Consider the following 26,408-nt stretch of genomic DNA (forward strand, 5'->3'; position numbering starts at 1 on the left):
GGGAGAGACGGTGCACTCGTATCTGGTGGGCTTCGCCGCGCTGGCGATGACCGGCGCGGCGCTGATGGGGATCGCCGGGATCGTCACGGGCTGGGTGCCGCCCTGGCTGCGCCCCCGTGTCTGCCGGCCGAAGCTGTGGGGGTACGGCTCGGTGGTGGGGGCCGCCGGGATGTCCCTGTACATGTTCATCGGCCCGTTCCGAGGGCCCGACCTCAGCATGGCGCCCTTCGCGATGACCGGTATGGCCCTGTTCATCGTGGGGCTCGTGCTGCAGATGGCCTCGCGGCGTCCCGGTGGCCCCGGCATCCCCGAACGCCGATGACAGCGCACTGGCTCTTCGCGGCGGGCCTCGGCGAGGGCGTGGTCCTCGGACTCGCGGCGGCCGTCGGGATCGTCGCCGTGCGCGGCGGCCGGGTGCCGGGGTGGGGGCGTCGTCCCGTCGTCCGGCGCCGCCTGTGGGGCCAGGGCGCGCTGCTGGTGACGGCGGCCGTCGCGCTCCAGTCGTTGAACCTGGCCTTCTCGGGGCCCGGCTTCCTCCAGTTCGCGGGCGTCCTCGTGAGCGGCGCGGGCCTGATCACCGGGGCCGCCCTGATGCACCGGGCGACCCGAGACCGCCGCCGCGGCCCCACCGCTCCTACGACTTCCTAGAGCCCCAAGGGTCCTATGAAGACGAATCCCGCCTTCTGATCTTCGAACCCAGCCACACCAGCGGGTCGTACTTGCGGTCGACCGCGCGTTCCTTCAAGGGGATCAGGGCGTTGTCCGTGATCTTGATGCCCTCGGGGCAGACCTCCGTGCAGCACTTGGTGATGTTGCAGTAGCCGAGGCCGTGCTCGTCCTGGGCGGTGCGTTTGCGGTCCAGGCCGGTGTCGGAGGCCGCGTCCAGCGGGTGCATGTCCAGTTCGGCGACGCGCATCAGGAAGCGCGGGCCCGCGAACGCCGGCTTGTTCTCCTCGTGGTCGCGCACGACATGGCAGGTGTCCTGGCACAGGAAGCACTCGATGCACTTGCGGAACTCCTGCGAGCGGTCCACGTCCTCCTGCTGCATGCGGTACTCGCCGGGGCCGAGACCGGCCGGGGGGACGAAGGCGGGGACCTCGCGCGCCTTCGCGTAGTTGAAGCCGACGTCCGTGACGAGATCCCGGACGACCGGGAAGGCGCGCAGCGGTGTGACGGTGATCGTCTCCTCCCGCGTGAACACCGACATGCGCGTCATGCACATCAGCCGGGGGCGCCCGTTGATCTCCGCCGAGCACGAACCGCACTTGCCCGCCTTGCAGTTCCAGCGGACGGCCAGGTCCGGGGCCTGGGTCGCCTGGAGCCGGTGGATGATGTCGAGCACCACCTCACCGTCGTTGACCTCGACCGCGAAGTCCTCCAGGTCGCCGCCCTTCACATCCCCGCGCCACACCTTGAAGCGGGCCTCGTAGCTGCTCACTCGTAGAGCTCCTCTTCGGCGAGGTACTTGACCAGCTCCTCCTTCTCGAAGAGGGCGAGCAGGTCGGGACGAATGGGTTCGGTGGTCTCGCGGCTGAGGTCGATCTGGCCGTGCACCGGGTCGGTGGCCGCCAACCCGCCCGTGGGGTCGGTGAGTTGGCACAGGAGGTTCACGCGACGCCAGGTCCGCTCCATCGTCGGATGGTCCTCGCGGGTGTGGCCGCCGCGTGACTCCGTGCGCTCCAGGGCGGCGCGGGCCACGCACTCGCTGACCAGGAGCATGTTGCGCAGGTCGAGGGCGAGGTGCCAGCCGGGGTTGAACTGCCGGTGGCCCTCGACTCCGGCCCGCCGTGCCCGTACCCGCAGCTCGGCGAGTTTCTCCAGGGCCTGTTCCATCTCGGCCTCGCGGCGGATGATGCCGACCAGGTCGTTCATGGTCTGCTGGAGTTCCTGGTGGAGGGTGTACGGGTTCTCGGGCGGGCGTCCGCTCTCCGTACCGGGCTCCGGACCCTCGGCCGAGAAGGGCCGCAGGGCCTCGGCCGCCGCCGTGTCGATCTGGATGTCGTCCACGGGCGGGCGGTCCCCGGCCAGGTCGGCGGCGTACCCGGCGGCGTGCAGTCCCGCCCGCCGCCCGAAGACCAGCAGGTCGGAGAGGGAGTTGCCGCCGAGCCGGTTGGAACCGTGCATGCCGCCCGCGACCTCACCGGCGGCGAACAGGCCCGGTACGCCGCGCGCGGCCGCCGAGTCCGATTCGACCGCGATGCCGCCCATCACGTAGTGACAGGTGGGCCCGACCTCCATCGCCTCCGCCGTGATGTCGACGTCCGCGAGCTCCTTGAACTGGTGGTACATGGAGGGAAGTCGGCGCCGGATCACCTCGGCGGGCATACGGGTCGACACATCGAGGAAGACCCCGCCGTGCGGTGACCCGCGACCCGCCTTCACCTCGGAGTTGATGGCGCGCGCGACCTCGTCGCGGGGCAGCAGTTCCGGGGGACGCCGGTTGTGGTCCGGGTCCTCGTACCAGCGGTCGCCCTCCTCCTCGGACTGCGCGTACTTCTCCTTGAAGACGTCCGGGATGTAGTCGAACATGAACCGCTTGCCGTCGGAGTTCCTGAGCACCCCGCCGTCCCCGCGCACCGACTCGGTGACCAGGATTCCCTTCACCGACGGCGGCCAGACCATGCCCGTCGGATGGAACTGCACGAACTCCATGTTGAGCAGCGGCGCCCCGGCGAGCAGCGCGAGGGCGTGCCCGTCGCCCGTGTACTCCCACGAGTTCGACGTCACCTTGAACGACTTGCCGATACCGCCGGTGGCGATGACGACGGAGGGAGCTTCGAGCACGAAGAAGCGCCCGGACTCGCGCTCGTAGCAGAACGCGCCGGAGACGCGGTTGCCGTCCTTCAGCACACGCGTGACGGTGCACTCCTGGTACACCTTCAGCCGGCTCTCGTACTCGCCCGTCTCCTTCATGTCCTCCTGCTGGAGCGACACGATCTTCTGCTGGAGGGTCCGGATGAGTTCGAGTCCGGTCCGGTCGCCGACGTGGGCGAGCCGCGGGTACTCGTGGCCGCCGAAGTTGCGCTGCGAGATCCGCCCGTCCTTCGTACGGTCGAACAGGGCGCCCCAGGTCTCCAGCTCCCACACCCGGTCCGGGGCTTCCTTGGCATGCAGCTCGGCCATCCGCCACTGGTTCAGGAACTTGCCGCCCCGCATGGTGTCGCGGAAGTGGACCTGCCAGTTGTCGCCGGAGTTGACGTTGCCCATCGCGGCCGCGATGCCGCCCTCGGCCATCACCGTGTGGGCCTTGCCGAACAGCGACTTGCAGATCACGGCCGTACGGGCGCCACGCTCGCGCGCCTCGATGGCGGCGCGCAGTCCGGCGCCACCGGCGCCGACCACGACAACGTCCCACTCCTGCCTGTCAACCACGGACATCAGAGGGCCCCACTCAGCTAGAAGAAGCGCGGATCGTCGAAGGCGCCGGACGCGACGAGGTACACGTAGAAGTCGGCGAGCGCCACGCTGATCAGCGACGCCCAGGCGAGCAGCATGTGGCGGGCGTTCAGCTTCCCGACCCACTGCCACATCCGGTAGCGCACGGGATGTTTGGAGAAGTGCTTGAGCTTTCCGCCGACGATGTGCCGGCAGGAGTGGCAGGACAGGGTGTACGCCCAGATCAGCGTGATGTTGAGCAGGAAGACCAGGGTGCCCAGGCCCATGTGGCCCCAGCGGTAGTGCTCGTCGCGGAAGGAGAGCACGGTGTCGTAGGTCAGGATCCCGGCCACGACGATCGCGGCGTAGAAGAAGTACCGGTGGACGTTCTGCAGGATGAGCGGGAAGCGGGTCTCGCCGGTGTACTTCTTGTGCGGTTCGGCGACCGCGCAGGCCGGCGGCGACGCCCAGAAGCCGCGGTAGTAGGCCTTGCGGTAGTAGTAGCAGGTCAGCCGGAAGCCGAGCGGGAAGATCAGGATGATGATGGCGGGGGAGATGCCCCACCAGCTCCCGAAGAGGTCCGCGTTGGGGCCCGCGTGCATCGTCCGGCACCGCTCGGCCAGACAGGGCGAGTAGAACGGCGAGACGTACGGCGCCGAGTAGTAGTTCGTGTCCGCGAACGCGCGCCAGGTCGAGTACACGATGAAGGCCAGCAGCCCGGCGGCGGTGGCGGCGGGCGCCAGCCACCAGCGGTCGGTGCGCAGATGCGGGGCGGTGATCGCGGCGCGGGTACCGGTGTGTACGCCGCCGCGGGTCGGATGGGGTTCAGTGCCAGTGCTCAACTTTTCGCCTCCGGGGCGCTCACGGGGCGTGGCGGTCGTGGGCGCCGAGTCCCTCGTCGTCCGAGTCCGTCCACAAGGAGCTGTCGTACGGGGTGTCGGGGATCGGGACGAGATCGGGGCGCCGGGGCGGGGAGAGGCCGGGGGCGGACTCGCGCAGCAGGGCGACGCTCTCGCGCAGGTGGTCGGCGTCGGCGCGGACGCGGCGCATCTCCAGGCCGCCTCCGCCGATCTGCTGCTCCAGGCGTCCCACCGACCTCACGAGGTCGTCGATGCATCGCTGAACTGACGTCAAGTCGTCGTGTACGGACATGACTTGCCCTCACTTCCAGGACCCTGCGGTCCAAGGCGGCAACGTTCATGCGCCTGCGAGTGTTGCGCGTCACACCGAGCCGTGGGAAGGGATCTGCACGGATTGACGGCTCACGGCCCCCGGAATGCGCCCCCCGGGGCCGATTTACATCCACACGTGAGTGAATCCGCTCCCCGCTCGCCCGAAGTTCTACGGCTGCCGGCCTGTAGGGGCGGCGGGGGCGAGGAAGCGTTGGGCCGGACGGGTGGGGTTCCGGGTGCCCCACGTCGTGTCGCCGCACCCCCACGCTCCCCCTCCTCTTCAGTGGGCACATACATCTGATCAACCGCATATTCCGCCAAAAGTGATCAGATCCGGACCTGTTCTCCCACCGGAGGTTGCAGTGATGTCCCACGACGGCGTCGGACTGCGCGCGGTGATGCGCTCGGTCGCGTTCCTCACCGCGGGCGCACTCGCGGTACCCGCCCTCGCCGCGTGCAGCGCCGACGAGGAGGTCGCCAAGCCCCTCGCCGCGCAGGACATCGCACCCGCGACCCGCGCCCGGATCGCGGACGGCGGCACCCTCCGCTGGGCGGTGGACGCCCTACCGCAGACCCTCAACACCTTCCAGGCGGACGCCGACGCCGGCACCTCCCGGATCGCCGGCGCCGTACTGCCCTCCCTGTACCGCCTCGACTCCAACGGCACCCCCCAGCTCAACCCCGACTACCTCGAATCGGCCAAGATCGTCGAGACCGAGCCCAAGCAGGTCGTGCTCTACAAGCTCAACCAGCAGGCGGTCTGGAGCGACGGCCGCGAGATCGGCGCCGCCGACTTCGCCGCCCAGTGGCGCGCCCTGTCCGGCAAGGACAGCGCGTACTGGACGGCTCGCAACGCCGGCTACGACCGCATCGAGAAGATCGAGCGCGGCAAGAGCAACCTGGAGGTCCGCGTCACCTTCAGTCGCCCCTACGCCGACTGGAAGTCACTCTTCTCACCGCTGTACCCCAAGGACGTGATGGGCACCGCGGACGCCTTCAACGACGGGGCACGCCGCAAGCTCCAGGCCACCGCGGGCCCGTTCACCCTCCAGACGATCGACCACAAGACCGGCGAGGTCCTCCTCGCCCGCAACCCGCGCTGGTGGGGCCGCCCCGCCAAGCTCTCCGAGATCGCGCTGATCGCCGTCCCGCGCGACCAGCGGGCCGATGCGCTCGCCGCCGACAAGGTCGACCTGGCCGAGATCGACCCCGAAGAGGCCGGCCGGATCACGCTCGCCGCCCGCGACAAGGGGACCGCCCCGCCGCAGGGACCGGGCTCCGTGCTCACGCCCGCGACGGCGCTGCGTTCCTCGGTCGCGACGTACGCCCGTCAGCAGACGTCCCTGCGCGACTTCGTGGTCCGCAAGTCCCTCGAGCCCGCCTACACCCAGCTGGCCCTGAACGGCTCCGAGGGCCCGCTCGCCGACGAGCGCGTCCGCCGCGCCATCGCCCGCGCGATCAACCGCGACGAACTCGTCAAGGCCGTCCTGGGCCCGCTGGGCCTGCCCGCCGTCCCGGTCGGCAGCCACCTCGCGCTCTCCGGCCAGCCGGACTACGCCGACAACAGCGGCGCGCTCGGCGGTCAGGACACCAAGGAGGCGCAGGCGCTGCTGGCGGATGCCGGATGGGTGCCCGGGGGACCGGTGAACGAGCAGCGACAGCAACAGCAGCAGAAGAAGGAGAAGGACAAGGCGGCCGGGCCCGAGGGCAAGAAGGCGGACTCCGACGCCGACCCGGACGACGGAACGTTCATCGTCGGCGAGGACGACAAGAACGGCGAGGCCGACCGGGACAGGAAGGACCCGAAGGACCACGCCGACAAGCACGGGAAGAACGGGAAGGAGCACGCGGACGACGAGGCCGGCAAGCATCTCGACGGCAGGCAGTACGCCCCCAGGGACAACCGGCAGGGCGGGGCGCCCGGCGCCTACGCGCCCAAGGGCACGGCCGCCCCGGCGGGCGCCGCGGCCGGCGCGCTCGCCAAGGACGGCAAGGCGCTGACGCTGCGCTTCGTCCTGCCCTCGGGTCCCGGTTCGGACTCGCTGCGCACGGTCGCCGACCAGATCTCGCGGATGCTGGAGCGCATCGGCATCCGTACCGAGACGTCCAGGGTGCCGGACGACAGCTATTTCAAGGACCACATCGCCTCGGGCCAGTACGACCTGGCGCTGTACTCCTGGCCCGCCTCGGCCTTCCCCGCCACGGACGCCCGCCCGATCTACGCGAAGCCGGTCCCGGCGGCCGACGGCTCCCTCGCCGTCGAGCAGAACTACACCCGGGTCGGCACCGACCAGGTCGACCAGCTCTTCGACCAGGCCATCGCGACGCTGGACGAGGACGAGTCGCGTTCCCTGGTCCGCAAGGCCGACGCCCGGATCTGGGCCGCCGCCGGATCGATTCCCCTCTATCAGCGCCCCCAGCTCATGGCCGCCCGCCTGAACCTCGCCAACGTCGGCGCCTTCGGGTTCCAGACCCCCCTCTACGAGGACATGGGCTTTCTGAAGAAGGGCGCGCAGGGGGGAACGACAACGAAGAAGGACAGGTAGGAAGGCCAGGCAGGAAGGGCGATCGACACCGCTCACGGCCTCTGCGGCTTAGCCCGCGGAGGCCGTGCCCGTCAAGGCCACGTACCATGGGGTAAGGCCGTGGCGTGTCCAGCCCGGCAGGGTCCGCGTAGCACTGACGTACGCGCAGGCCGTCCACTCACTCCGGGAGAAGCGCCTCAATATGGCCACGCGCCACGACATCCGCAACGTCGCCATCGTCGCCCACGTCGACCATGGCAAGACCACCCTGGTCGATGCCATGCTCAAGCAGGCCGGTGCCTTCGCCGCGCACGCCGCCGAGTCGCTTGACGACCGCATGATGGACTCGAACGACCTGGAGCGTGAGAAGGGCATCACGATCCTGGCCAAGAACACGGCCGTGAAGTACCACCCGAAGGATGGTGGTGAGGTCATCACCATCAACATCATCGACACCCCGGGCCACGCCGACTTCGGTGGCGAGGTCGAGCGCGGTCTGTCGATGGTGGACGCGGTCGTCCTCCTCGTCGACGCCTCCGAGGGCCCGCTGCCGCAGACCCGCTTCGTGCTGCGCAAGGCGCTGCAGGCCCGCCTGCCCGTCATCCTGTGCATCAACAAGACGGACCGTCCCGACTCGCGCATCGACGAGGTCGTGAACGAGGCGTACGACCTCTTCCTCGACCTGGACGCCGACGAGGACCAGATCGAGTTCCCGATCGTCTACGCGTGCGCGCGTGACGGCGTCGCCTCCCTGACCAAGCCGGAGAACGGCACGGTCCCGCAGGACAGCGACAACCTGGAGCCGTTCTTCACCACGATCCTGGAGTCCGTCCCGGCCCCGTCCTACGACGAGTCCGCCCCGCTCCAGGCGCACGTCACCAACCTGGACGCCGACAACTTCCTCGGCCGTATCGCGCTGCTGCGCGTCGAGCAGGGCGAGCTGCGCAAGGGCCAGACCGTCACGTGGATCAAGCGCGACGGCTCGATGTCCAACGTCCGCATCACCGAACTGCTGATGACCGAGGCGCTCACCCGTAAGCCGGCCGAGAAGGCGGGCCCGGGTGACATCTGCGCGGTCGCCGGTATCCCGGACATCATGATCGGCGAGACGCTTGCCGACCCCGAGAACCCGATCGCGCTGCCGCTGATCACGGTCGACGAGCCGGCCATCTCGATGACCATCGGTACGAACACCTCGCCGCTGGTCGGCCGCGGCGGCACCGGTAAGGGCGCCTCCGCGAAGGCCGCCGTCAAGGACCGCAAGGTCACCGCCCGCCAGGTCAAGGACCGTCTCGACCGCGAGCTGGTCGGTAACGTCTCCCTGCGGGTGCTGGACACCGAGCGTCCGGACGCCTGGGAGGTCCAGGGCCGTGGTGAGCTCGCGCTCGCCATCCTGGTCGAGCAGATGCGCCGCGAGGGCTTCGAGCTGACCATCGGCAAGCCGCAGGTGGTCACCCAGATGATCGACGGCAAGGTGCACGAGCCGGTCGAGCGCATGACGATCGACGTGCCCGAGGAGCACATGGGCGCGGTCACGCAGCTCATGGGCGTCCGCAAGGGCCGTATGGACAACATGTCGAACCACGGCTCCGGCTGGGTCCGCCTGGAGTTCGTCGTGCCTTCCCGCGGCCTCATCGGCTTCCGGACCGAGTTCCTGACCGGCACGCGCGGCACGGGCATCGCCCACTCCATCCACGAGGGCCACGAGCCGTGGTTCGGCACGCTGACGACCCGCAACAACGGCTCGTTGGTCGCCGACCGTGCCGGTGCGGTCACCGCCTTCGCGATGACGAACCTCCAGGAGCGCGGTGTGCTGTTCACCGACCCCGGCACCGAGGTGTACGAGGGCATGATCGTCGGCGAGAACTCCCGCGCCGACGACATGGACGTGAACATCACCAAGGAGAAGAAGCTCACGAACATGCGCTCCGCCGCCGCCGACTCGTTCGAGGCGATCGTCCCGCCGCGCAAGCTTTCCCTGGAGCAGTCCCTGGAGTTCTGCCGCGACGACGAGTGCGTCGAGGTGACCCCGGAGGCCGTGCGCATCCGCAAGGTCGTCCTCGACCAGAAGGAGCGCGGTCGCACCGCCAGCCGGGCCAAGCACGGCTGACCCTCGACCGTTCCGCAGTGATTTCGGGCACCTCGCATCCGCGGGGTGCCCGTCGCGTTGGGGGGGGCGCGCCGAGCGTGACGCTCGGCTTGCACAGCGGTACGGGGCTGCGATAGGGCGGGGAACGAGGGGAGGGTAGGGAAAACCCTTCATTACGGAGGAGGAGCCCTCCAAATTGGCCGGTTCCCACTACCCTGCAATCACGTGGGTCCCGGCCGCACGGCGCGTCCCGGTGCCGTGATCACACCGTCGGGGACGTGCCCGCTGGATCATCGAACGGCCTTGTCATGGAAGCCCGTTGACCGCGAAACGGGGCAGCTGCCTCCGCCGGTCCGGGGTGGGTGGGCACGCCGATAGGACCCCCACATGACGGCCACGATAGCCGCAACCTCTTTTTTCGCTCCGAGCGTCCGCAATGCGGACGGTCGAGACCGATAGATGTGTAACAAGTCCGTTTCGCAGGGATCTTTCAGCAAACCCTTTGTCCGGATTTTGGAAGAAGTAGGCGTCAGGTGTGATCGAACCGAGACCTTGTGAGTGTGGTCGGGGTCTGGCCCATGGCAGATAGTTAGGCGCGTAGAGCTCGGATCAACGGGCCATACGCCTTCAGGTGGCGTCGGCTTGCGAGCGCAGGGGGCACCAGCACTTTCTCCGTCCCAAGTGTCGGCAGTGTGACTAGTGCTCCCTTTTGCGGTGAACCAATGGACTCATGAGGAGGAACCCATGCGCGGTGCCAAGAGCGCCAAGTGGGTCGCGATAGCCGCGGTTGTGGCGCTGGGAGCGACCGCCTGTGGTGGTGGCGGTGGCGACAAGGGCAGCAACAGCAAGGCCGCCGTCGACCCGGCCGGTAAGTTCTCGGTCGAGGTGGGCGAGCCGCAGAACCCGTTGCAGCCGGCCAACACCATGGAGTCCAACGGCAGCATCGTCATCAAGTCGCTCTTCTCGCAGCTTGTGAGCTACGACGACAAGGGCAACATCGTCTACGTGAACGCCCAGTCGGTGGACACGAAGGACAACAAGACCTACACGGTCAAGCTGAAGTCGGGCTGGAAGTTCCACGACGGCACCCCGGTGACCGCCACGTCCTACGTCAAGGCGTGGAACTGGGCGGCCGCCCCGGCGAACAAGCAGACCAACAGCTTCTGGTTCTCCGACATCGCGGGCTACGACGACGTCGCCCCGGCGAAGGGCAAGCCCAAGGCCACGGAGATGTCCGGTCTGAAGGTCGTCGACGACAACACCTTCACGATCACGCTCTCCAAGGCGATCCCCTACTACGTCTACAAGCTCGGCTACGAGGTCTTCTCGCCGCTGCCCGAGTCCTTCTACAAGGACCCGAAGGCCGCGGGCGAGCACCCGATCGGCAACGGCCCGTACAAGTTCGTCAGCTGGTCGCACAAGAAGCAGATCGAGGTCGCCAAGTTCGACGGCTACCAGGGTCCGGACAAGGCCAAGAACGGTGGTGTGATCTTCAAGAACTACACCAACCTGGAGACGGCCTACGAGGACCTGAAGTCGGGCAACGTCGACGTTCTGCGTCAGGTCGCCCCGAAGGACCTGCCGGTCTACAAGTCGGACCTCGGCAGCCGCGCGGTGGACAAGGCGTACTCGGCGATCCAGACGATCACGCCGGCCTTCTACACCAAGCAGTGGAAGAACATCAACCCGAAGGTGCTGCAGGGCCTGTCGATGGCGATCGACCGCGCCACCATCACCAAGACGGTGCTCCAGGGCACCCGCGAGCCCGCCACCGGCTGGGTCGCGAAGGGTGTGCTCGGCTACGAGCCGAACGTCGGCGGTGACGTCTTCACGTACAACCCGACCAAGGCGAAGCAGCTCATCAAGGACGGCGGCGGCGTCCCGGGCAACGCCATGACCATCCAGTACAACGCCGACGGCGGTCACAAGGAGTGGGTGGAGGCGGTCTGCAACTCGATCACCAACGCCACCGGTGTCAAGTGCTCCGGCGACTCCAAGGCCGACTTCCAGGCCGACCTGGACGCGCGTGACGCGCACGCGGTCAAGTCCATGTACCGCAGTGGCTGGGTGCTCGACTTCCCGATGAACGCGAACTTCATCCGTGACCTGTTCGGCACCAAGTCGGACGGCAACACGAGCGGGTTCTCGAACAAGAAGATCGACGCCGACATCGCGGCGGCCGACAGCGCCAGCTCCCTGGCGGACTCGGAGAAGAAGTACCAGGACATCGAGAAGGAGCTCGTCAACTACATGCCGAGCATCCCGCTCTGGTACTACAAGGTCAACGCGGGCTACTCGGACAAGGTCACGGGCGTCGAGTACGCCCAGGACGGTGACCCGATCCTGACCGGCGTTCAGGTCAAGAAGTAACCGCAATCAGCCCGTGATCCCGGGTGCGGCGCCGCCTCGTGCGCCGCACCCGGGGGGACGGCAGCGGCCGGGGGGCCCTTTCCATACGCATCGTTCAGGGGTGCGCGGGGAAAGGGCCCGTCGGCTGTCGCCGTAGTAACTACATGGAGGCACGATGGGGCGCTACGTCGCACGACGACTGCTCCAGATGATCCCGGTCTTCATCGGGACAACCCTGCTGATCTTTCTCATGGTCTACGCCCTGCCCGGCGACCCCGTGCGAGGCCTGTTCGGCGACAAGGGCGGAAGCCCCGCCGTCATCGCCTCACTGAGACATCAGTACGGCCTGGACCAGCCGATCCTGGTGCAGTACTACCACTACATGAAGGACATGATCCTTCACTTCGACTTCGGCACGCAGATCGCGAGCGGCCGCCCTGTCACGGACGTCCTCAGCGAGGCGTTCCCCGTGACCCTCCGCCTCGCCTCGTTGTCCTTCGCCATCGAGGTCGTCCTGGGCATCGCCCTGGGCGTCTGGGCGGGTATGCGCGCCGGGCGGTTCGCGGACAACGCGATCCTGCTGGTCTCGCTGCTGCTGATCTCCGTTCCGGTGTTCGTTCTCGGCTTCATCCTGAAGGTCGTCTTCGCCTTCCAGCTCAACTGGCTGCCGCCGAACGTGAACGACTCCACGAACTACAACGAGTTGCTGATGCCGGCGTTCGTCCTCGCGACCGCCTCGCTGGCCTATGTGACCCGGCTCACCCGTACGTCGGTCGCCGAGAACCTGCGCGCCGACTACATCCGTACGGCCATCGCCAAGGGCCTGCCGCGGCGTCGTGTGGTGGGTGTCCACCTCATGCGCAACTCGCTGATCCCCGTGATCACCTACCTGGGCACCGACATCGGCGCGCTGATGGGCGGAGCCGTCGTCACCGAGGGCCTGTTCAACATCCAGGGCATCGGCGGCACGATCTACCAGTCCATCGTGCGGCGCGAAGGCACCACGCTCGTCGGCCTGGTGACCATCCTGGTGCTGGTCTACCTCCTCGCCAGCCTGCTCGTCGACCTGCTGTACGCGGTCCTGGACCCGAGGATTCGCTATGCCTGACGTGACCAAGACCGACGTTCAGACGGCGGTGGCGACCGACGGCGGGGCCACCCCGGTGGCGGTCCCCGCGGCCAAGCCGGAGAAGTCCCGCAGCCTGTGGGGCGACGCCTGGAACGACCTCCGGCACAGCTGGATCTTCGGTGTCTCGGCGGTGCTGATCCTGCTGCTGCTGACCATCACCTTCTTCCCGGGGCTGTTCACCGACACCGACCCGATCAAGGGCGATCTGGCCAAGCACTTCCTGCAGAAGCCGAAGCTGGGCCATCTGTTCTCCGCGGACTGGCTGGGCTACGACCAGCAGGGCCGCAGTGTCTACGCCCGTACCATCTACGGCACCCGGGCCTCCGTGGCCGTGGGCTTCGGCACCACCCTCGCGGTGACGCTGGTGGGTGGCCTGATGGGCATGATCGCCGGATACTTCGGCGGCATCATCGACTCGATCCTGTCGCGTCTGACGGACGTCTTCTTCGGCATCCCGTTCCTGCTCGCCACCATGGTCGTGCTGACCTCCTTCCCGGACCGCACGACCTGGGTCGTCATCGGCGCGCTGGCCGCCTTCGGCTGGACGCAGATCGCCCGCGTGATGCGCGGCGCGGTGATCACCACCAAGCAGGCCGACTACGTACACGCGGCCAAGGCCCTGGGTGCGAGCACCCCGCGGATCATGTTCCGGCACATCCTGCCGAACACCCTCGCCCCCGTGATCGTCGTCTCCACCATCTCGCTCGGTGTCTACATCTCCGCCGAGGCGACCCTGTCCTTCCTCGGACTCGGCCTCAACGGCGTGTCCTGGGGCAACGACATCTCGGACGGCGGCAACCAGATTCGCGTGGCGCAGTGGATCATGCTGTACCCGTCGATCATGCTCAGCATCACGGTGCTGGCGTTCATCATGCTCGGTGAGGCCGTCCGTAACGCCCTCGACCCGAAGCTGCGCTGAGGGAGGCGTACGTGACCATCATCGAAGAAGACTCCGTCCCGGTGCCCGCCCCGCGTAAGGGCGGCGCCGACGACGGGCCGCTGCTCGAAGTGCGTGACCTGCACGTCGAGTTCCACACCCGCGAGGGCGTGGCCAAGGCGGTCAACGGTGTCAACTACAGCGTCAGCGCGGGCGAGACCCTCGCCGTGCTCGGCGAGTCCGGCTCCGGCAAGTCCGTGACCGCGCAGGCGATCATGGGCATCCTCGACATGCCGCCGGCGAGGATCCCGCAGGGCGAGATCCTCTTCCGCGGCCAGGACATGCTCAAGATGTCCGGCGAGGAGCGCCGCAAGATCCGCGGCCAGAAGATCGCCATGATCTTCCAGGACGCGCTCAGCTCGCTCAACCCGGTCCTGTCCGTCGGCTACCAGCTCGGCGAGATGTTCCGGGTGCACCAGGGCCTCTCCAAGAAGGAGGCCAAGGCCAAGGCGATCGAGCTGATGGACCGGGTGAAGATCCCGGCCTCCGCGGCCCGCGTGAACGACTACCCCCACCAGTTCTCGGGCGGTATGCGCCAGCGCATCATGATCGCGATGGCGCTGGCCCTGGAGCCGGACCTGATCATCGCGGACGAGCCCACCACGGCGCTCGACGTGACGGTCCAGGCCCAGGTCATGGACCTGCTCGCGGACCTTCAGCGCGAGTACAACATGGGCCTGATCCTGATCACCCACGACCTCGGCGTCGTCGCCGACGTCGCGGACAAGATCGCCGTGATGTACGCGGGCCGGATCGTGGAGCGCGCCCCGGTCCACGAGCTGTACAAGCGCCCCGCGCACCCGTACACGCGGGGTCTGCTGGACTCGATCCCGCGCCTGGACCAGAAGGGCCAGGAGCTGTACGCGATCAAGGGGCTGCCGCCCAACCTGCTGCGCATTCCGACCGGCTGCGCGTTCAACCCGCGCTGCCCCAAGGCCCAGGACATCTGCCGCACCGACGTGCCGGCGCTGCTCCCGGTGAGCGAGCAGGACGGCACCGAGCTGGTCGGCCGCGGTTCGGCCTGCCACTTCTGGAAGGAGACGATCCATGGCTGAGCTCAGCAAGAACGACGAGCAGGAGGCCACCCCGAACGTCTCCGACGTGGAGGTCGTCGACGCCCACTCCGAGACGGAGGCGGTCGCCGCGATCGAGGCGCCGGTGGACCGTGGCGAGCCGATCCTTCAGGTGCGCAACCTGGTGAAGCACTTCCCGCTCACCCAGGGCATCCTGTTCAAGCGGCACATCGGCGCGGTGAAGGCCGTCGACGGCATCTCCTTCGATCTGCACCAGGGCGAGACGCTGGGCATCGTGGGCGAGTCCGGCTGCGGCAAGTCCACCGTGGCCAAGCTCCTGATGAACCTGGAGCGGGCCACCGCGGGCGAGATCTTCTACAAGGGCCAGGACATCACCAAGCTGTCCGGGCGCGCTCTGAAGGCCGTGCGCCGCAACATCCAGATGGTCTTCCAGGACCCGTACACCTCGCTCAACCCCCGTATGACGGTGGGCGACATCATCGGTGAGCCCTTCGACATCCACCCCGAGGTGGCTCCGAAGGGCGACCGGCGGCGCAAGGTCCAGGAACTGCTGGACGTGGTCGGCCTCAACCCCGAGTACATCAACCGCTACCCGCACCAGTTCTCGGGCGGTCAGCGTCAGCGCATCGGCATCGCCCGCGGTCTCGCGCTCAACCCCGAGATCATCATCTGCGACGAGCCGGTGTCGGCGCTGGACGTGTCGGTGCAGGCGCAGGTCATCAACCTGATGGAGCGGCTCCAGGACGAGTTCAACCTGTCCTACCTCTTCATCGCGCACGACCTGTCGATCGTCCGGCACATCTCGGACCGGGTCGGCGTGATGTACCTCGGCAAGATGGCGGAGATCGGCAGCGACGAGCAGATCTACGACCACCCGACGCACCCCTACACCCAGGCGCTGCTGTCGGCCGTGCCGGTGCCGGACCCCGAGGCCCGTGAGCACCGCGAGCGGATCATCCTGACCGGTGACGTGCCGTCCCCGGCCAACCCGCCGTCGGGCTGCAGCTTCCGCACCCGGTGCTGGAAGGCCCAGGAAAAGTGCTCCGCGGAGACCCCGATCCTCGCGGTGCCCCAGGTGTTCATGGGCGTGGACTCGCCGGCGGCCCATGAGTCGGCGTGCCACTTCGCCGAGGAGAAGGACGTCGTGCACGCGGCCTGAGCGCCATGCGTCCCGTGATCGACAGGCCGGTTCCCGGCACCGCCACCGCGGTGCCGGGAACCGGCTTTTTCGGGTGGGGCGGGATCGGGTGGGGGAAGATCGGGCGAGGGCCGGGCGAGGGCCGGGCGGGGGTCGGGAGGGGGGTCAGGTGGGGGAAGATGCTGCATCACGTCGAACTGTGGGTGCCGGACCTGGAGCGCGCGGTCCGCTCCTGGGGGTGGCTGCTGGAGAGCCTGGGCTGTGAGCCGTACCAGGAGTGGCCCCGCGGCCGCAGTTGGCGCCGGGGCGAGACCTATCTCGTCGTCGAGCAGTCGCCCGCGCTGACGGCGGACTCCCACGACCGTCTGCGCCCCGGCCTGAACCACCTCGCCTTCCACGTGCCGGACCGCACCGAACTCGACCGGCTCGTGGCCGAGGCACCCCGCCACGGCTGGTCACCCCTCTTTCCGGACCGCTATCCGCACGCGGGCGGTCCGGAGCACTGCGCCGCGTACCTGGAGGACGTGGACGGCTTCGAGGTGGAGTTGGTCGCGCGCGCCTGACACATGCGGGTGTGCGACTCCACGTACGGGTGGCCTGAATGTGCGGTATGTGCGTTACCGGTTGATATTGGCCGGTAATGGAACAGCGCCGCGGCGCTGGCGGCAGCGCACTCTGGGAGGCACTCCATGCGTGGAGCGACGCACGCCACATGGGTCGTGGGCGCGGCGGCGGTGGCCCTCGTGGCGACGGCCTGCGGAGGCGGCGGAGGAGGCGGAGGCGGCGGCAGCGGCGGCGGCGCGTCCGGAGTGCTCAGTTCCTCCTGGGGGGACCCGCAGAACCCGCTGGAGCCGTCCAACACCAACGAGGTGCAGGGCGGCAAGGTCCTCGACATGATCTTCCGGGGGCTGAAGCGGTACGACGCCAGGACCGGCGCCGCCAAGAACATGCTCGCGGAGAAGATCGACACCTCGGACTCGCAGAACTTCACGATCACCGTCAAGGACGGCTGGACGTTCAGCAACGGAGAGCCCGTCACCGCGCAGTCCTTCGTGGACGCCTGGAACTACGGGGCCAGTCTCAAGAACAACCAGAAGAACGCGTACTTCTTCGGGTACATCGAGGGCTACGACAAGGTCCACCCCGAGACGGGAACGCAGAGCGCCGACACGCTGTCGGGGCTGAAGGTCACCGGCGCCCACACCTTCACCGTCAAGCTCAACCAGAAGTTCTCGACCTTCCCCGACACCCTCGGCTATGTGGCGTTCGCGCCGCTGCCCAAGGCGTTCTTCAGCGACCACGCGGCCTGGCTGAAGAAGCCGATCGGCAACGGGCCCTACACCGTCGACTCGTACACCAAGGGCTCGATGATGTCCCTGCGGAAGTGGGACGCGTACCCGGGGACGGACAAGGCACAGAACGGCGGGGTGGACCTGAAGGTCTACACCGACAACAACACCGCCTACACCGACCTGATGGCGGGCAACCTCGACCTCGTCGACGACGTGCCCGCCGCCCAGCTCAAGAACGTGAAGAAGGATCTCGGCGGCCGCTACATCAACACCCCGGCCGGCATCATCCAGACCGTCGCCTTCCCGTTCTACGACCAGGCCTGGGACAAGAGCGGCATGGAGAACGTCCGCAAGGGACTGTCCATGGCGATCAACCGGGATCAGATCACCAGCACGATCTTCCAGAAGACCCGCACTCCGGCCTCCGACTGGACCTCACCGGTGCTCGGCGCGGCGGGCGGCTTCCAGGACGGCCTGTGCGGCGCCTCCTGCCGGTACGACCCCGCGCAGGCGAAGAAGCTGATCCAGGACGGCGGCGGACTGCCCGGCGGTCAGATCAAGATCTCGTACAACGCGGACAGCGGCTCCCACAAGGAGTGGATCGACGCCGTCTGCAACTCCATCAACAACGCGCTGGGCAACGACAAGGCCTGCGTCGGCAACCCGATCGGCACCTTCGCCGACTTCCGCAACCAGATCGGGCAGCACAAGATGCCGGGTCCGTTCCGGGCCGGCTGGCAGATGGACTACCCGCTGATCCAGAACTTCCTTCAGCCGCTGTACTACACGAACGCCTCCTCCAACGACGGCAAGTGGTCCAACAAGGAGTTCGACAAGCTCGTCGACCAGGCGAACGCCGAGACCGACAAGGCCAAGGCCATCCAGCTCTTCCAGCAGGCCGAAGGGGTCGTACGGGACAACATGGCCGCCATCCCGCTCTGGTACCAGAACGGCAGCGCGGGCTACTCGGACAGGATCTCCCACGTGGCGCTCAACCAGTTCAGCGTGCCCGTCTACAACGAGATCAAGGTCAGCTGAGCCGTCCACGGGGTGCATGCCGGGTTGCTGAAGCGAACCCGGGCGTGGGCCCCGTACTACCTCCGGAGCCCTCATGGGACGGTATGTGATCCGGCGTCTGCTCCAGATGATCCCGGTCTTCATCGGCGCCACGCTGTTGATCTTCCTGATGGTGAACGTGATGGGCGACCCCATCGCGGGCCTGTGCGGCGAGCGGCAGTGCGACCCCGCCACCGCCGCCCAACTGCGCAAGGAGTTCGGCCTCGACAAGCCGCTGTGGCAGCAATACCTCACGTACATGGGCAATGTCTTCACCGGCGACTTCGGCACCGCCTTCACCGGGCAGCCGGTCACCGAGCTGATGGCCGACTCCTTCCCCGTCACCATCCGGCTGACGATCGTCGCGATCCTCTTCGAGATCGTCATCGGCATCCTGCTGGGCGTCGTCACCGGGCTGCGCCGCGGCCGGCCCGTCGACACCGGTGTCCTGCTGCTCACCCTCGTCGTCATCTCGATCCCGACCTTCGTCACCGGATTGCTTTTGCAACTGCTCTTCGGTGTCGAGTGGGGCTGGATCAGACCCTCGGTCTCCTCGGACGCCACCTTCGGCGAACTGATCGTGCCGGGACTGGTCCTCGCCTCCGTCTCCCTCGCCTACGTCACCCGGCTCACCCGGACCTCCATCGCGGAGAACAAGCGGTCCGACTACGTCCGTACGGCCGTCGCCAAGGGTCTGCCCCGGCACCGGGTGATCACCAAGCACCTGCTGCGCAACTCGCTGATCCCCGTGGTCACCTTCATCGGCACGGACATCGGCGCGCTCATGGGCGGCGCGATCGTCACCGAGCGGATCTTCAACATCCACGGCGTCGGCTACCAGCTCTACCAGGGGATCGTGCGGCAGAACACCCAGACCGTGGTCGGCTTCGTGACCGTGCTCGTGCTGGTGTTCCTGGTCGCCAACCTGCTCGTCGACCTCCTCTACGCCGTACTCGACCCGAGGATCCGCTATGCCTGAGCAGCCGCCGTACCAGCGGGAGGGCGCCATCGCCGCGACCGGCGCGGGCGGCGCCATGGACCTCGCCACGAGCGAGGGCGCCACCCTGGAGCGGACACCGGGCGGACCCGAGGGCACGGGCCCCCAGGAGAAGCCCAGGAGCCTGTGGTCCGACGCCTGGCGCGATCTGCGGCGCAACCCCGTCTTCATCGTCTCCGGGCTCCTCATCCTCTTCCTGGTCGTCATCTCCCTGTGGCCCTCGCTGATCGCCACCCAGAACCCCCTCAAGTGCGACCTCGCCAAGGCCCAGGAGGGCTCGCAGCCGGGACATCCCTTCGGGTTCGACGGGCAGGGCTGCGACGTCTACACACGGGTGGTGTACGGGACCCGCGTGTCGATCAGCGTCGGCGTCTGCGCCACCCTCGGCGTCGCGATCCTCGGCTCGGTGCTCGGCGGGCTCGCCGGGTTCTTCGGCGGAGTGGGCGACTCGGTCCTCTCCCGGATCACCGACATCTTCTTCGCGATCCCCGTCGTGCTCGGCGGTCTGGTCCTCCTCTCCGTGGTGACCAGCAACACCATCTGGCCGGTCATCGGGTTCATGGTGCTGCTCGGCTGGCCCCAGATCTCGCGCATCGCCCGCGGCTCCGTCATCACCATCAAGCAGAACGACTACGTCCAGGCCGCCCGTGCCCTCGGCGCCTCGAACTCCCGCCTGATGCTCCGGCACATCACCCCCAACGCCGTGGCGCCGGTCATCGTCGTCGCCACCATCGCGCTCGGCACCTACATCGCGCTGGAGGCGACGCTCTCGTACCTCGGCGTGGGCCTGAAGCCCCCCACGGTCAGCTGGGGCATCGACATCTCCTCGGCCTCCGCCTACATCCGCACGGCCCCGCACATGCTGCTGTGGCCCGCCGGTGCCCTCGCGATCACCGTGCTCGCGTTCATCATGCTCGGCGACGCGGTGCGCGACGCCCTCGACCCGAAGCTGAGGTGACGGCCGTGCTGCTCGAAGTACGCGATCTGCACGTGGAGTTCCGCACCCGGGACGGGGTCGCCAAGGCCGTCAACGGGGTCGACTACGGCGTGGACGAGGGCGAGACGCTCGCCGTCCTCGGCGAGTCCGGCTCCGGCAAGTCCGTCACCGCGCAGGCCGTGATGGGCATCCTCGACATGCCGCCCGGACGGATCACCGGCGGCGAGATCCTCTTCCAGGGCCGGGACCTGCTGAAGCTCAAGGAGGACGAGCGGCGCAAGGTCCGCGGCGCCGAGATGGCGATGATCTTCCAGGACGCGCTGTCCTCACTCAACCCCGTGCTCAGCGTCGGCGACCAGCTGGGCGAGATGTTCACCGTGCACCGCGGGATGTCCCGCAAGGGCGCCCGCGCCAAGGCGATCGAGCTGATGGACCGGGTGCGCATCCCGGCCGCCGCCGACCGGGTGCGCGACTATCCGCACCAGTTCTCCGGGGGTATGCGCCAGCGCATCATGATCGCCATGGCGCTGGCCCTGGAGCCCGCCCTGATCATCGCCGACGAGCCGACCACCGCCCTCGACGTCACCGTCCAGGCCCAGGTCATGGACCTGCTCGCCGAGCTGCAGCGCGAGCTCGACATGGGGCTCATCCTCATCACCCACGACCTCGGCGTCGTCGCGGACGTCGCCGACCGGATCGCCGTCATGTACGCGGGCCGGATCGTCGAGTCCGCGCCGGTCCACGACATCTACAAGGCCCCCGCCCACCCGTACACCAAGGGCCTCCTGGAGTCGATCCCGCGCCTCGACCAGAAGGGCCAGGAGCTCTACGCGATCAAGGGCCTGCCGCCCAACCTGATGCACATCCCGCCCGGCTGCGCCTTCAACCCGCGCTGTCCGATGGCCCAGGACATCTGCCGCGCCGAGGTGCCGCCGCTGTTCGAGGTGGATGGTGAAGGGGTGGACCGTGAAGGGGCGGACCGCACAGAGGCGGACCAGGGAGCCGGGGCCCGCACCAGCGCCTGCTTCTTCTGGCGGGAGTGCCTCGATGGCTGAGGCGATTCTGGAGGTCAGCGGCCTGGTCAAGCACTACCCGCTGACGCGGGGGATCCTCTTCAAGAAGCAGATCGGCGCGGTCAGGGCCGTCGACGGGGTCGACTTCGAACTCGCCGCGGGCGAGACCCTCGGCATCGTCGGCGAGTCCGGCTGCGGCAAGTCGACGGTCGCCAGGATGCTGGTCAACCTGGAGAAACCGACGGACGGGACGATCAAGTACAAGGGCGAGGACATCACCCGACTGTCCGGCAGGGCGCTCAAGGCCGTACGCCGCAACATCCAGATGGTCTTCCAGGACCCGTACACCTCGCTCAACCCGCGCATGACGGTCGGCGACATCATCGGGGAGCCCTACGAGATCCACCCCGAGGTCGCGCCCAAGGGCGACCGCAGGAAGCGCGTCCAGGACCTGCTGGACGTGGTCGGCCTCAACCCCGAGTACATCAACCGCTACCCGCACCAGTTCTCCGGCGGCCAGCGCCAACGCATCGGCATCGCGCGGGGGTTGGCGCTGCGCCCCGAGATCATCGTCGCCGACGAGCCCGTCTCGGCGCTCGACGTCTCGGTGCAGGCGCAGGTGATCAACCTGATGGAGCGGCTGCAGGACGAGTTCGACCTGAGCTACGTCTTCATCGCGCACGACCTCTCCATCGTGCGGCACATCTCCGACCGGGTCGGCGTGATGTACCTCGGACGGATCGTGGAGACCGGCAGGGACGCCGAGATCTACGACCACCCGACGCACCCGTACACCCAGGCCCTGCTCTCCGCCGTGCCCGTCCCCGACCCGGAGGCCCGCGAGCGCCGGGAGCGGATCATCCTCACCGGAGACGTGCCCTCCCCGGCGAACATCCCCTCCGGCTGCCGCTTCCGCACCCGCTGTTGGAAGGCCCAGGAGCGCTGCGCGCTGGAGGTGCCGGCGCTCGCGGTGCCCGCGGAGTTCCGCTTCGTGGAGGGCCCGGCCGCGCACGACTCGGCCTGTCATTTCGCCGAGGAGAAGCGGGTCGTGCCGCCGGAGGAACCGCCCGAGCGGGCGACATAACCCCGCAAATGATGGCGAACTTCGTTAACACGCAGGCAACTTGACCGAAGCGGCACCGATATACGGACGCGTCAAGGTAATCAGCGTACGGCCGTGCGGGTGCCGTAGATGGGCCGGGGCGCGCCATGTCGCCCCGGCCCGTCGCATTTTGCGCCTGAACCGGCGCCGCTCTCGCGGACGTGGCTGGGGCTTCGTCGGGGTTCCTCAATTGATGGTTGCGGTGCCGGGTGGGATTTTCCGTGGCTCAGGCAAGCTTCAGGGCGCGCTTCAGGAAGTCCACCTGGAGCAGGAGCAGGTTCTCCGCGACCTGTTCCTGCGGGGTCATGTGAGTGACCCCCGAGAGGGGCAGCACCTCGTGCGGGCGGCCCGCGGCCAGGAGCGCCGAGGAGAGCCGCAGGGCGTGCGCGACCACCACGTTGTCGTCCGCGAGGCCGTGCACGATCATCAGCGGCCGGTGCGGCTCGGCGGGCGCGGACAGTCCGTCGTCCGTGATCAGCGAGCTCTTCGCGTACGCCTCCGCGGCCGTCGCCGGATCACCGAGGTAGCGCTCCGTGTAGTGGGTGTCGTACAGCCGCCAGTCGGTGACCGGAGCGCCCGCGATGCCCGCGTGGAAGACGTCGGGGCGGCGCAGCACGGCGAGCCCCGCGAGCCAGCCGCCGAACGACCAGCCCCGGATCGCCACCCGGGACAGATCCAGCGGGAACCTCTCCGCGAGGCCGTGCAGCGCGTCGATCTGGTCGTCGAGGGCGAGCGTGAAGTCGTCGCGGACCGCCTTCTCCCAGGCGGGGGAGCGGCCGGGGGTGCCGCGGCCGTCGGCGACGACCACCGCGAAGCCCTGGTCGGCGAACCACTGCGAGGTGAGGTGCGCGTTGTGCGCGGCCAGTACCCGGGGGCCGTGCGGACCGCCGTAGGGGTCCATGAGGACGGGGAGGGGAGTGACACCGTCGTAGTCAGTAGGCATAAGCAGGGCGCATGAGATTTTCCGTGCGCCCCCCTCGGTGAACGTCACGCGCGGGGACAGACCGGGACTTTCGGCATACGACGCGACAGTCGCCGCCCGCTTTCCGTCCCGCAGCACCTGCACCTGGGCTCCCGGCCGGTCCGGCACCGAGGAGACCAGTACGGTCACGCCCCCGCCGCGCACCGCCGCGTGCACGCCGGGTTCCTGGGAGAGGCGCTCGACACCGAGCTCGTTGACGCGGTAGACATGCACCTCGCCCGTCTCCGGGGCGGTCGCCGCCTCGCCGGCCGACGCCGCGATCAGCACGTCGTCGTCCGAGACGTCCAGCACCGCGCGCACATGCAACTGCGGTCCCGTGAACGGGCGTTCGCCGAAGGCCAGGACCCGCGCCCCGCCCTCGTCGGCGATCCGTACGAGCTGTCCCGCGGGGCTCCAGCACGGCACACCAGGGAAAAGATCCAGCCATTGTCGATCTTCGTCGGCGTGCACCATCCGGGTCGCCCCGGTGTCCGGGTCGACGGCCAGGAACAGCTGACTGCGCTGGTCCCGCGCCTGCACCAGAATCAGTGGCGCGCCCGCCGCTGACCAGTGCACATGCGCCAGGTACGGGTAGTGCGCCCGGTCCCAGACCACTTCCGTGCGCACCCCGTCGAGGCTGACCACGAAGAGCCTTACGTCCGCATTGTCCGTTCCGGCGGCCGGGTAACCGACCTGCTGCGGAGCGCGTTCCGGTTGTGCGGGATCGGAAATCCACCAGCGCCGCACGGGCGCGTCGTCGACCCGCGCGACCAGCAGCCGGTCGCCTTCCGGAGACCACCAGAAACCGCGCGAACGCCCCATCTCCTCGGCGGCGATGAACTCGGCCAATCCATAGGAAACCGTCCCCGAGTCCGCATCGGACTCCGGCTCCACGAGCGCCCGGTCGTCGTCCCCCTCGGCGCCGACGACCCGCAGGGCGCCCCCGCGGACGTACGCCACGAGCCGCCCGTCGGGCGAGGGACGCGGGTCGATCACCGGTCCCGGGACCCGGAGTTCACGTGCCGTACCGGCTCGCAGCTCCGCTGTGAAAAGCCGCCCTGACAAGGCGAAAGAGGCCAGCTCGACCGCCGTGTCCGTGGCGTAGCCGACGATCCCCGCGCCGCCCTCGCGACTGCGCTCGCGGCGCGCCCGCTCCGCCGTCGACAGGCGCTCCGTGGCGCCGCCGAGCAGCGTCCGCGGGTCGGCCGCGACGCGCTCCTGCCCCTCCGCGACATCGAGGACCCACAGCTGATTCGCCCGGTCCGTACCGGAGGAGGACCTCAGGAACACCACCCGGGAACCGTCCGGGGAGACGGTGAACGCGCGGGGCGCGCCGAGGGTGAAGCGCTGCGTCCGGGCGTACCGGCGGGGGAAGGAGAGAGGCTCGGTCGTCATGCCTTGACCATATTGGCCATGCGCCCCCTTGTGCGGCCGTGCGCCGATCGATGCGCGCGTATGGATAGTTATGATCACTGGCGGTGTGTGGGTATGAACCTGCTGGCCGCTGTATGGATTTACCGACCCCCATGTCCGACCCCCCATGTCCCTGGGATCTTTGGAGGTGAGCCGCCGTGGCACTCTCGATTTCGGCGGTGGTGCTGCTGGCGATCATCGTCGTCATCCTGGTCAGGAAGTCCGGGTTGAAGGCCGGCCATGCGGTCGTGTGTGTCCTGTTCGGCTTCTATCTCGCCTCTTCGACGATGGCCCCCACGATCAGCGACCTGACGACGAACGTCGCGGACATGATCGGCAGCTTCAAGTTCTGACGGGGAGCCTCAGGTCCTGACGGGGAGCCGCACGTCCTGGCGGGGGCTTCGGCGCCACGACCCGTGCCCGCCTCGGCGGGGGGTCGGGCGCCTCGTAGGGTGGGTTCCATGACGGAACTGCCCGACCGGCGTCTGCTCCTGGTGCACGCGCACCCGGACGACGAGTCGATCAACAATGGCGCGACCATGGCCAGGTACACGGCCGAGGGCGCCCATGTGACGCTGGTGACCTGCACCCTCGGCGAGGAGGGCGAGGTCATCCCGCCCGAGCTGGCGCATCTCGCGCCCGACCGCGAGGGCGGGCTCGGCCCGCACCGGATCGGTGAGCTGGCCGCCGCCATGAAGGAGCTCGGGGTCACCGACCACCGCTTCCTCGGCGGTCCCGGGCGCTTCGGCGACTCCGGGATGATGGGCCTGGAGCAGAACCACCGCGCGGGCGCCTTCTGGTCCGCCGACGTCGACGAGGCCGCGGAGTACCTGGTCGACGTGATCCGCGAGGTCCGCCCCCAGGTGCTCGTCACCTACGACCCCGACGGGGGCTACGGACACCCGGACCACATCCAGGCCCACCGCGTGGCCGTGCGCGCCGTCGAGCTGGCCGCGGACGCCGCCGCCCGCCCCGACCTCGGCGCGCCCTGGGAGATCACCAAGGTCTACTGGAACCGCGCCCCGCGCTCCGTCGTCGAGGAGGGCTTCCGGCGGCTGCGCGAGGCCCTGCCCGGACTGCCCTTCGAGCACTCCGCCGCCGTGGCGGACGTACCCGGCGTGGTCGACGACACGGTGGTCACCACCGCGATCGACGGGACCGCGTACGCCGCCGCGAAGGCCGCCGCCATGCGGGCGCACGCCACCCAGATCGAGGTGGCCGAACCCTGGTTCGCGCTGTCGAACGCACTCGCGCAACCGCTGTTCACCACCGAGTACTACGAGTTGGTGCGCGGGGAGCGCGCGGGACCCGGTCGTGAGACCGACCTCTTCGCGGGGATCGAACAGGGTTCCACGGGGATCGAGCAGAGATCCACGGGGACCGAGCAGGGAAGGGCGGACGCGTGATGAGCATGTCGGGACAGCGGGGGAGTTCGCTCGCCCAGCCGTTGCCGCGGCCCTCGGCCGGGCGGATCGTTGCCCACCTGGGCCTCTTCCTGCTCGGCGCGGTGGTCGGGGCCGCCGGAACGCTGGTGCAAGCCGCCTGGTTCCCGGGCGGGTTGCTGCTCGCCCTGGCCGGCGCGGCCGGGCTCTTCCTGGGCGGATCGCGGGCGACCGGCTCCCGGGCCGGCGCCGTCGCGCCCGCCGCGGGCTGGATGATCGCGGTCGTCCTGCTCACCTCCACCCGTCCGGAAGGGGACTTCTTCTTCGGCGCGGGAGTCGGTTCCTACCTCTTCCTGCTCGGCGGGATGGCCGTGGCTGTGATGTGCGCCACGCTTGGTCTGGGGCGGCAACCGCACGACTCCGTCGTCCGACTTGGGAAGTGACGTCCCACTTCGCCGTACCGGACACGTGCGGGTCCCGTGCGAGTTTCCTGGGCGGGCGAGGTTT

The 26,408-nt window shown here is 68.7% G+C and carries 23 protein-coding genes; 18 read left to right on the forward strand and 5 right to left on the reverse strand.

From position 1 onward, the window contains the following. Window positions 1–10 precede the first annotated feature (10 nt). Both FNV62_RS32655 and FNV62_RS32660 read left to right on the forward strand, forming a co-directional pair. A complete protein-coding gene (locus tag FNV62_RS32655) occupies window positions 11–322 on the forward strand; it encodes a hypothetical protein (protein ID WP_143609140.1) in 312 nt (103 codons plus the stop codon). Further along, window positions 319–648 (forward strand): hypothetical protein, encoded by a 330-nt coding sequence (locus FNV62_RS32660; RefSeq protein ID WP_143602816.1) that lies wholly within the window; start codon window positions 319–321, stop codon window positions 646–648. The genes FNV62_RS32655 and FNV62_RS32660 overlap by 4 nt, the downstream gene beginning before the upstream one ends. Window positions 649–661: 13 nt before the next feature. Here the strand turns inward: FNV62_RS32660 and FNV62_RS32665 are convergent, their stop codons facing one another. Genes FNV62_RS32665 through FNV62_RS32680 form a run of 4 tightly spaced genes read right to left on the reverse strand, consistent with a single transcriptional unit; the run spans window position 662 to window position 4,527 of the window. Next, complete coding sequence (locus FNV62_RS32665; protein WP_097286129.1) at window positions 662–1,438, reverse strand: succinate dehydrogenase/fumarate reductase iron-sulfur subunit; 777 nt, start codon at window positions 1,436–1,438, stop codon at window positions 662–664. After that, window positions 1,435–3,378, reverse strand: coding sequence for a fumarate reductase/succinate dehydrogenase flavoprotein subunit (locus FNV62_RS32670; RefSeq protein ID WP_054228253.1), 1,944 nt, complete (start codon window positions 3,376–3,378; stop codon window positions 1,435–1,437). Before FNV62_RS32670 ends, FNV62_RS32665 begins: the two co-directional genes overlap by 4 nt. Before the next feature lie 17 nt (window positions 3,379–3,395). Continuing rightward, window positions 3,396–4,217 carry a hypothetical protein gene (locus FNV62_RS32675; RefSeq protein ID WP_143602818.1) on the reverse strand — a complete coding sequence of 274 codons (822 nt, stop codon included), beginning with the start codon at window positions 4,215–4,217 and terminating at the stop codon, window positions 3,396–3,398. A gap of 19 nt (window positions 4,218–4,236) precedes the next feature. Next, window positions 4,237–4,527, reverse strand: coding sequence for a hypothetical protein (locus tag FNV62_RS32680; protein ID WP_054228251.1), 291 nt, complete (start codon window positions 4,525–4,527; stop codon window positions 4,237–4,239). 385 nt (window positions 4,528–4,912) lie between these two features. Here FNV62_RS32680 and FNV62_RS32685 point away from each other — a divergent pair, with 385 nt between their 5' ends. The 13 genes from FNV62_RS32685 (at window position 4,913) to FNV62_RS32745 (ending at window position 22,127) form a co-directional block, all read left to right on the forward strand. Then, window positions 4,913–7,093, forward strand: coding sequence for an ABC transporter family substrate-binding protein (locus tag FNV62_RS32685; protein WP_143609141.1), 2,181 nt, complete (start codon window positions 4,913–4,915; stop codon window positions 7,091–7,093). A 181-nt stretch (window positions 7,094–7,274) separates the two neighbouring features. After that, window positions 7,275–9,182, forward strand: a complete 1,908-nt coding sequence (typA, locus tag FNV62_RS32690) for a translational GTPase TypA (protein WP_054228249.1) — start codon at window positions 7,275–7,277, stop codon at window positions 9,180–9,182. Between the two features lie 723 nt (window positions 9,183–9,905). Continuing rightward, window positions 9,906–11,531, forward strand: coding sequence for a peptide ABC transporter substrate-binding protein (locus FNV62_RS32695; RefSeq protein WP_054228248.1), 1,626 nt, complete (start codon window positions 9,906–9,908; stop codon window positions 11,529–11,531). A 154-nt stretch (window positions 11,532–11,685) separates the two neighbouring features. Beyond that, complete coding sequence (locus FNV62_RS32700; protein ID WP_054228247.1) at window positions 11,686–12,618, forward strand: ABC transporter permease; 933 nt, start codon at window positions 11,686–11,688, stop codon at window positions 12,616–12,618. Next, the gene (locus tag FNV62_RS32705) at window positions 12,611–13,558 is read left to right on the forward strand and encodes an ABC transporter permease (RefSeq protein WP_060900642.1); all 948 of its coding nucleotides are present in this window, start codon (window positions 12,611–12,613) and stop codon (window positions 13,556–13,558) included. The genes FNV62_RS32700 and FNV62_RS32705 overlap by 8 nt, the downstream gene beginning before the upstream one ends. 11 nt (window positions 13,559–13,569) lie before the next feature. Next, entirely contained in the window at window positions 13,570–14,631 is a 1,062-nt protein-coding gene (locus tag FNV62_RS32710) for an ABC transporter ATP-binding protein (RefSeq protein WP_054228245.1), read from the forward strand. Further along, window positions 14,624–15,769: an ABC transporter ATP-binding protein gene (locus FNV62_RS32715; protein WP_097286133.1), complete on the forward strand. Its 1,146-nt coding sequence runs from the start codon at window positions 14,624–14,626 to the stop codon at window positions 15,767–15,769. The genes FNV62_RS32710 and FNV62_RS32715 overlap by 8 nt, the downstream gene beginning before the upstream one ends. A 158-nt stretch (window positions 15,770–15,927) precedes the next feature. Continuing rightward, the gene (locus FNV62_RS32720; RefSeq protein ID WP_143609142.1) at window positions 15,928–16,311 is read left to right on the forward strand and encodes a VOC family protein; all 384 of its coding nucleotides are present in this window, start codon (window positions 15,928–15,930) and stop codon (window positions 16,309–16,311) included. Window positions 16,312–16,437: 126 nt separating this feature from the next. Further along, complete coding sequence (locus FNV62_RS32725) at window positions 16,438–18,078, forward strand: peptide ABC transporter substrate-binding protein (RefSeq protein ID WP_143609143.1); 1,641 nt, start codon at window positions 16,438–16,440, stop codon at window positions 18,076–18,078. Between the two features lie 73 nt (window positions 18,079–18,151). Continuing rightward, window positions 18,152–19,075 (forward strand): ABC transporter permease, encoded by a 924-nt coding sequence (locus FNV62_RS32730; protein WP_143609144.1) that lies wholly within the window; start codon window positions 18,152–18,154, stop codon window positions 19,073–19,075. Then, window positions 19,068–20,051, forward strand: coding sequence for an ABC transporter permease (locus FNV62_RS32735; protein WP_054228240.1), 984 nt, complete (start codon window positions 19,068–19,070; stop codon window positions 20,049–20,051). Before FNV62_RS32730 ends, FNV62_RS32735 begins: the two co-directional genes overlap by 8 nt. 5 nt (window positions 20,052–20,056) lie before the next feature. After that, on the forward strand, window positions 20,057–21,085 hold the full coding sequence (locus FNV62_RS32740; RefSeq protein WP_143602820.1) for an ABC transporter ATP-binding protein: 1,029 nt from the start codon (window positions 20,057–20,059) through the stop codon (window positions 21,083–21,085). Next, complete coding sequence (locus FNV62_RS32745; RefSeq protein WP_143609145.1) at window positions 21,078–22,127, forward strand: ABC transporter ATP-binding protein; 1,050 nt, start codon at window positions 21,078–21,080, stop codon at window positions 22,125–22,127. Before FNV62_RS32740 ends, FNV62_RS32745 begins: the two co-directional genes overlap by 8 nt. Window positions 22,128–22,371: 244 nt before the next feature. Here the strand turns inward: FNV62_RS32745 and FNV62_RS32750 are convergent, their stop codons facing one another. Beyond that, a complete protein-coding gene (locus tag FNV62_RS32750) occupies window positions 22,372–24,501 on the reverse strand; it encodes a prolyl oligopeptidase family serine peptidase (RefSeq protein ID WP_097286137.1) in 2,130 nt (709 codons plus the stop codon). 176 nt (window positions 24,502–24,677) lie between these two features. Here FNV62_RS32750 and FNV62_RS32755 point away from each other — a divergent pair, with 176 nt between their 5' ends. The 3 genes from FNV62_RS32755 to FNV62_RS32765 all read left to right on the forward strand — a co-directional run bounded on the left by FNV62_RS32755 (window position 24,678) and on the right by FNV62_RS32765 (window position 26,344). Next, window positions 24,678–24,872 carry a hypothetical protein gene (locus tag FNV62_RS32755; RefSeq protein ID WP_054228237.1) on the forward strand — a complete coding sequence of 65 codons (195 nt, stop codon included), beginning with the start codon at window positions 24,678–24,680 and terminating at the stop codon, window positions 24,870–24,872. A 108-nt stretch (window positions 24,873–24,980) separates the two neighbouring features. Then, entirely contained in the window at window positions 24,981–25,925 is a 945-nt protein-coding gene (gene mshB / locus FNV62_RS32760; protein ID WP_143609146.1) for an N-acetyl-1-D-myo-inositol-2-amino-2-deoxy-alpha-D-glucopyranoside deacetylase, read from the forward strand. After that, window positions 25,925–26,344 (forward strand): DUF6113 family protein, encoded by a 420-nt coding sequence (locus tag FNV62_RS32765; protein WP_079090155.1) that lies wholly within the window; start codon window positions 25,925–25,927, stop codon window positions 26,342–26,344. The genes mshB and FNV62_RS32765 overlap by 1 nt, the downstream gene beginning before the upstream one ends. The last annotated feature ends 64 nt before the right edge of the window (window positions 26,345–26,408 follow it).

It is taken from the genome of Streptomyces sp. RLB3-17, assembly GCF_007113425.2.
Taxonomy (GTDB): Bacteria; Actinomycetota; Actinomycetes; order Streptomycetales; family Streptomycetaceae; genus Streptomyces; species Streptomyces mirabilis_D.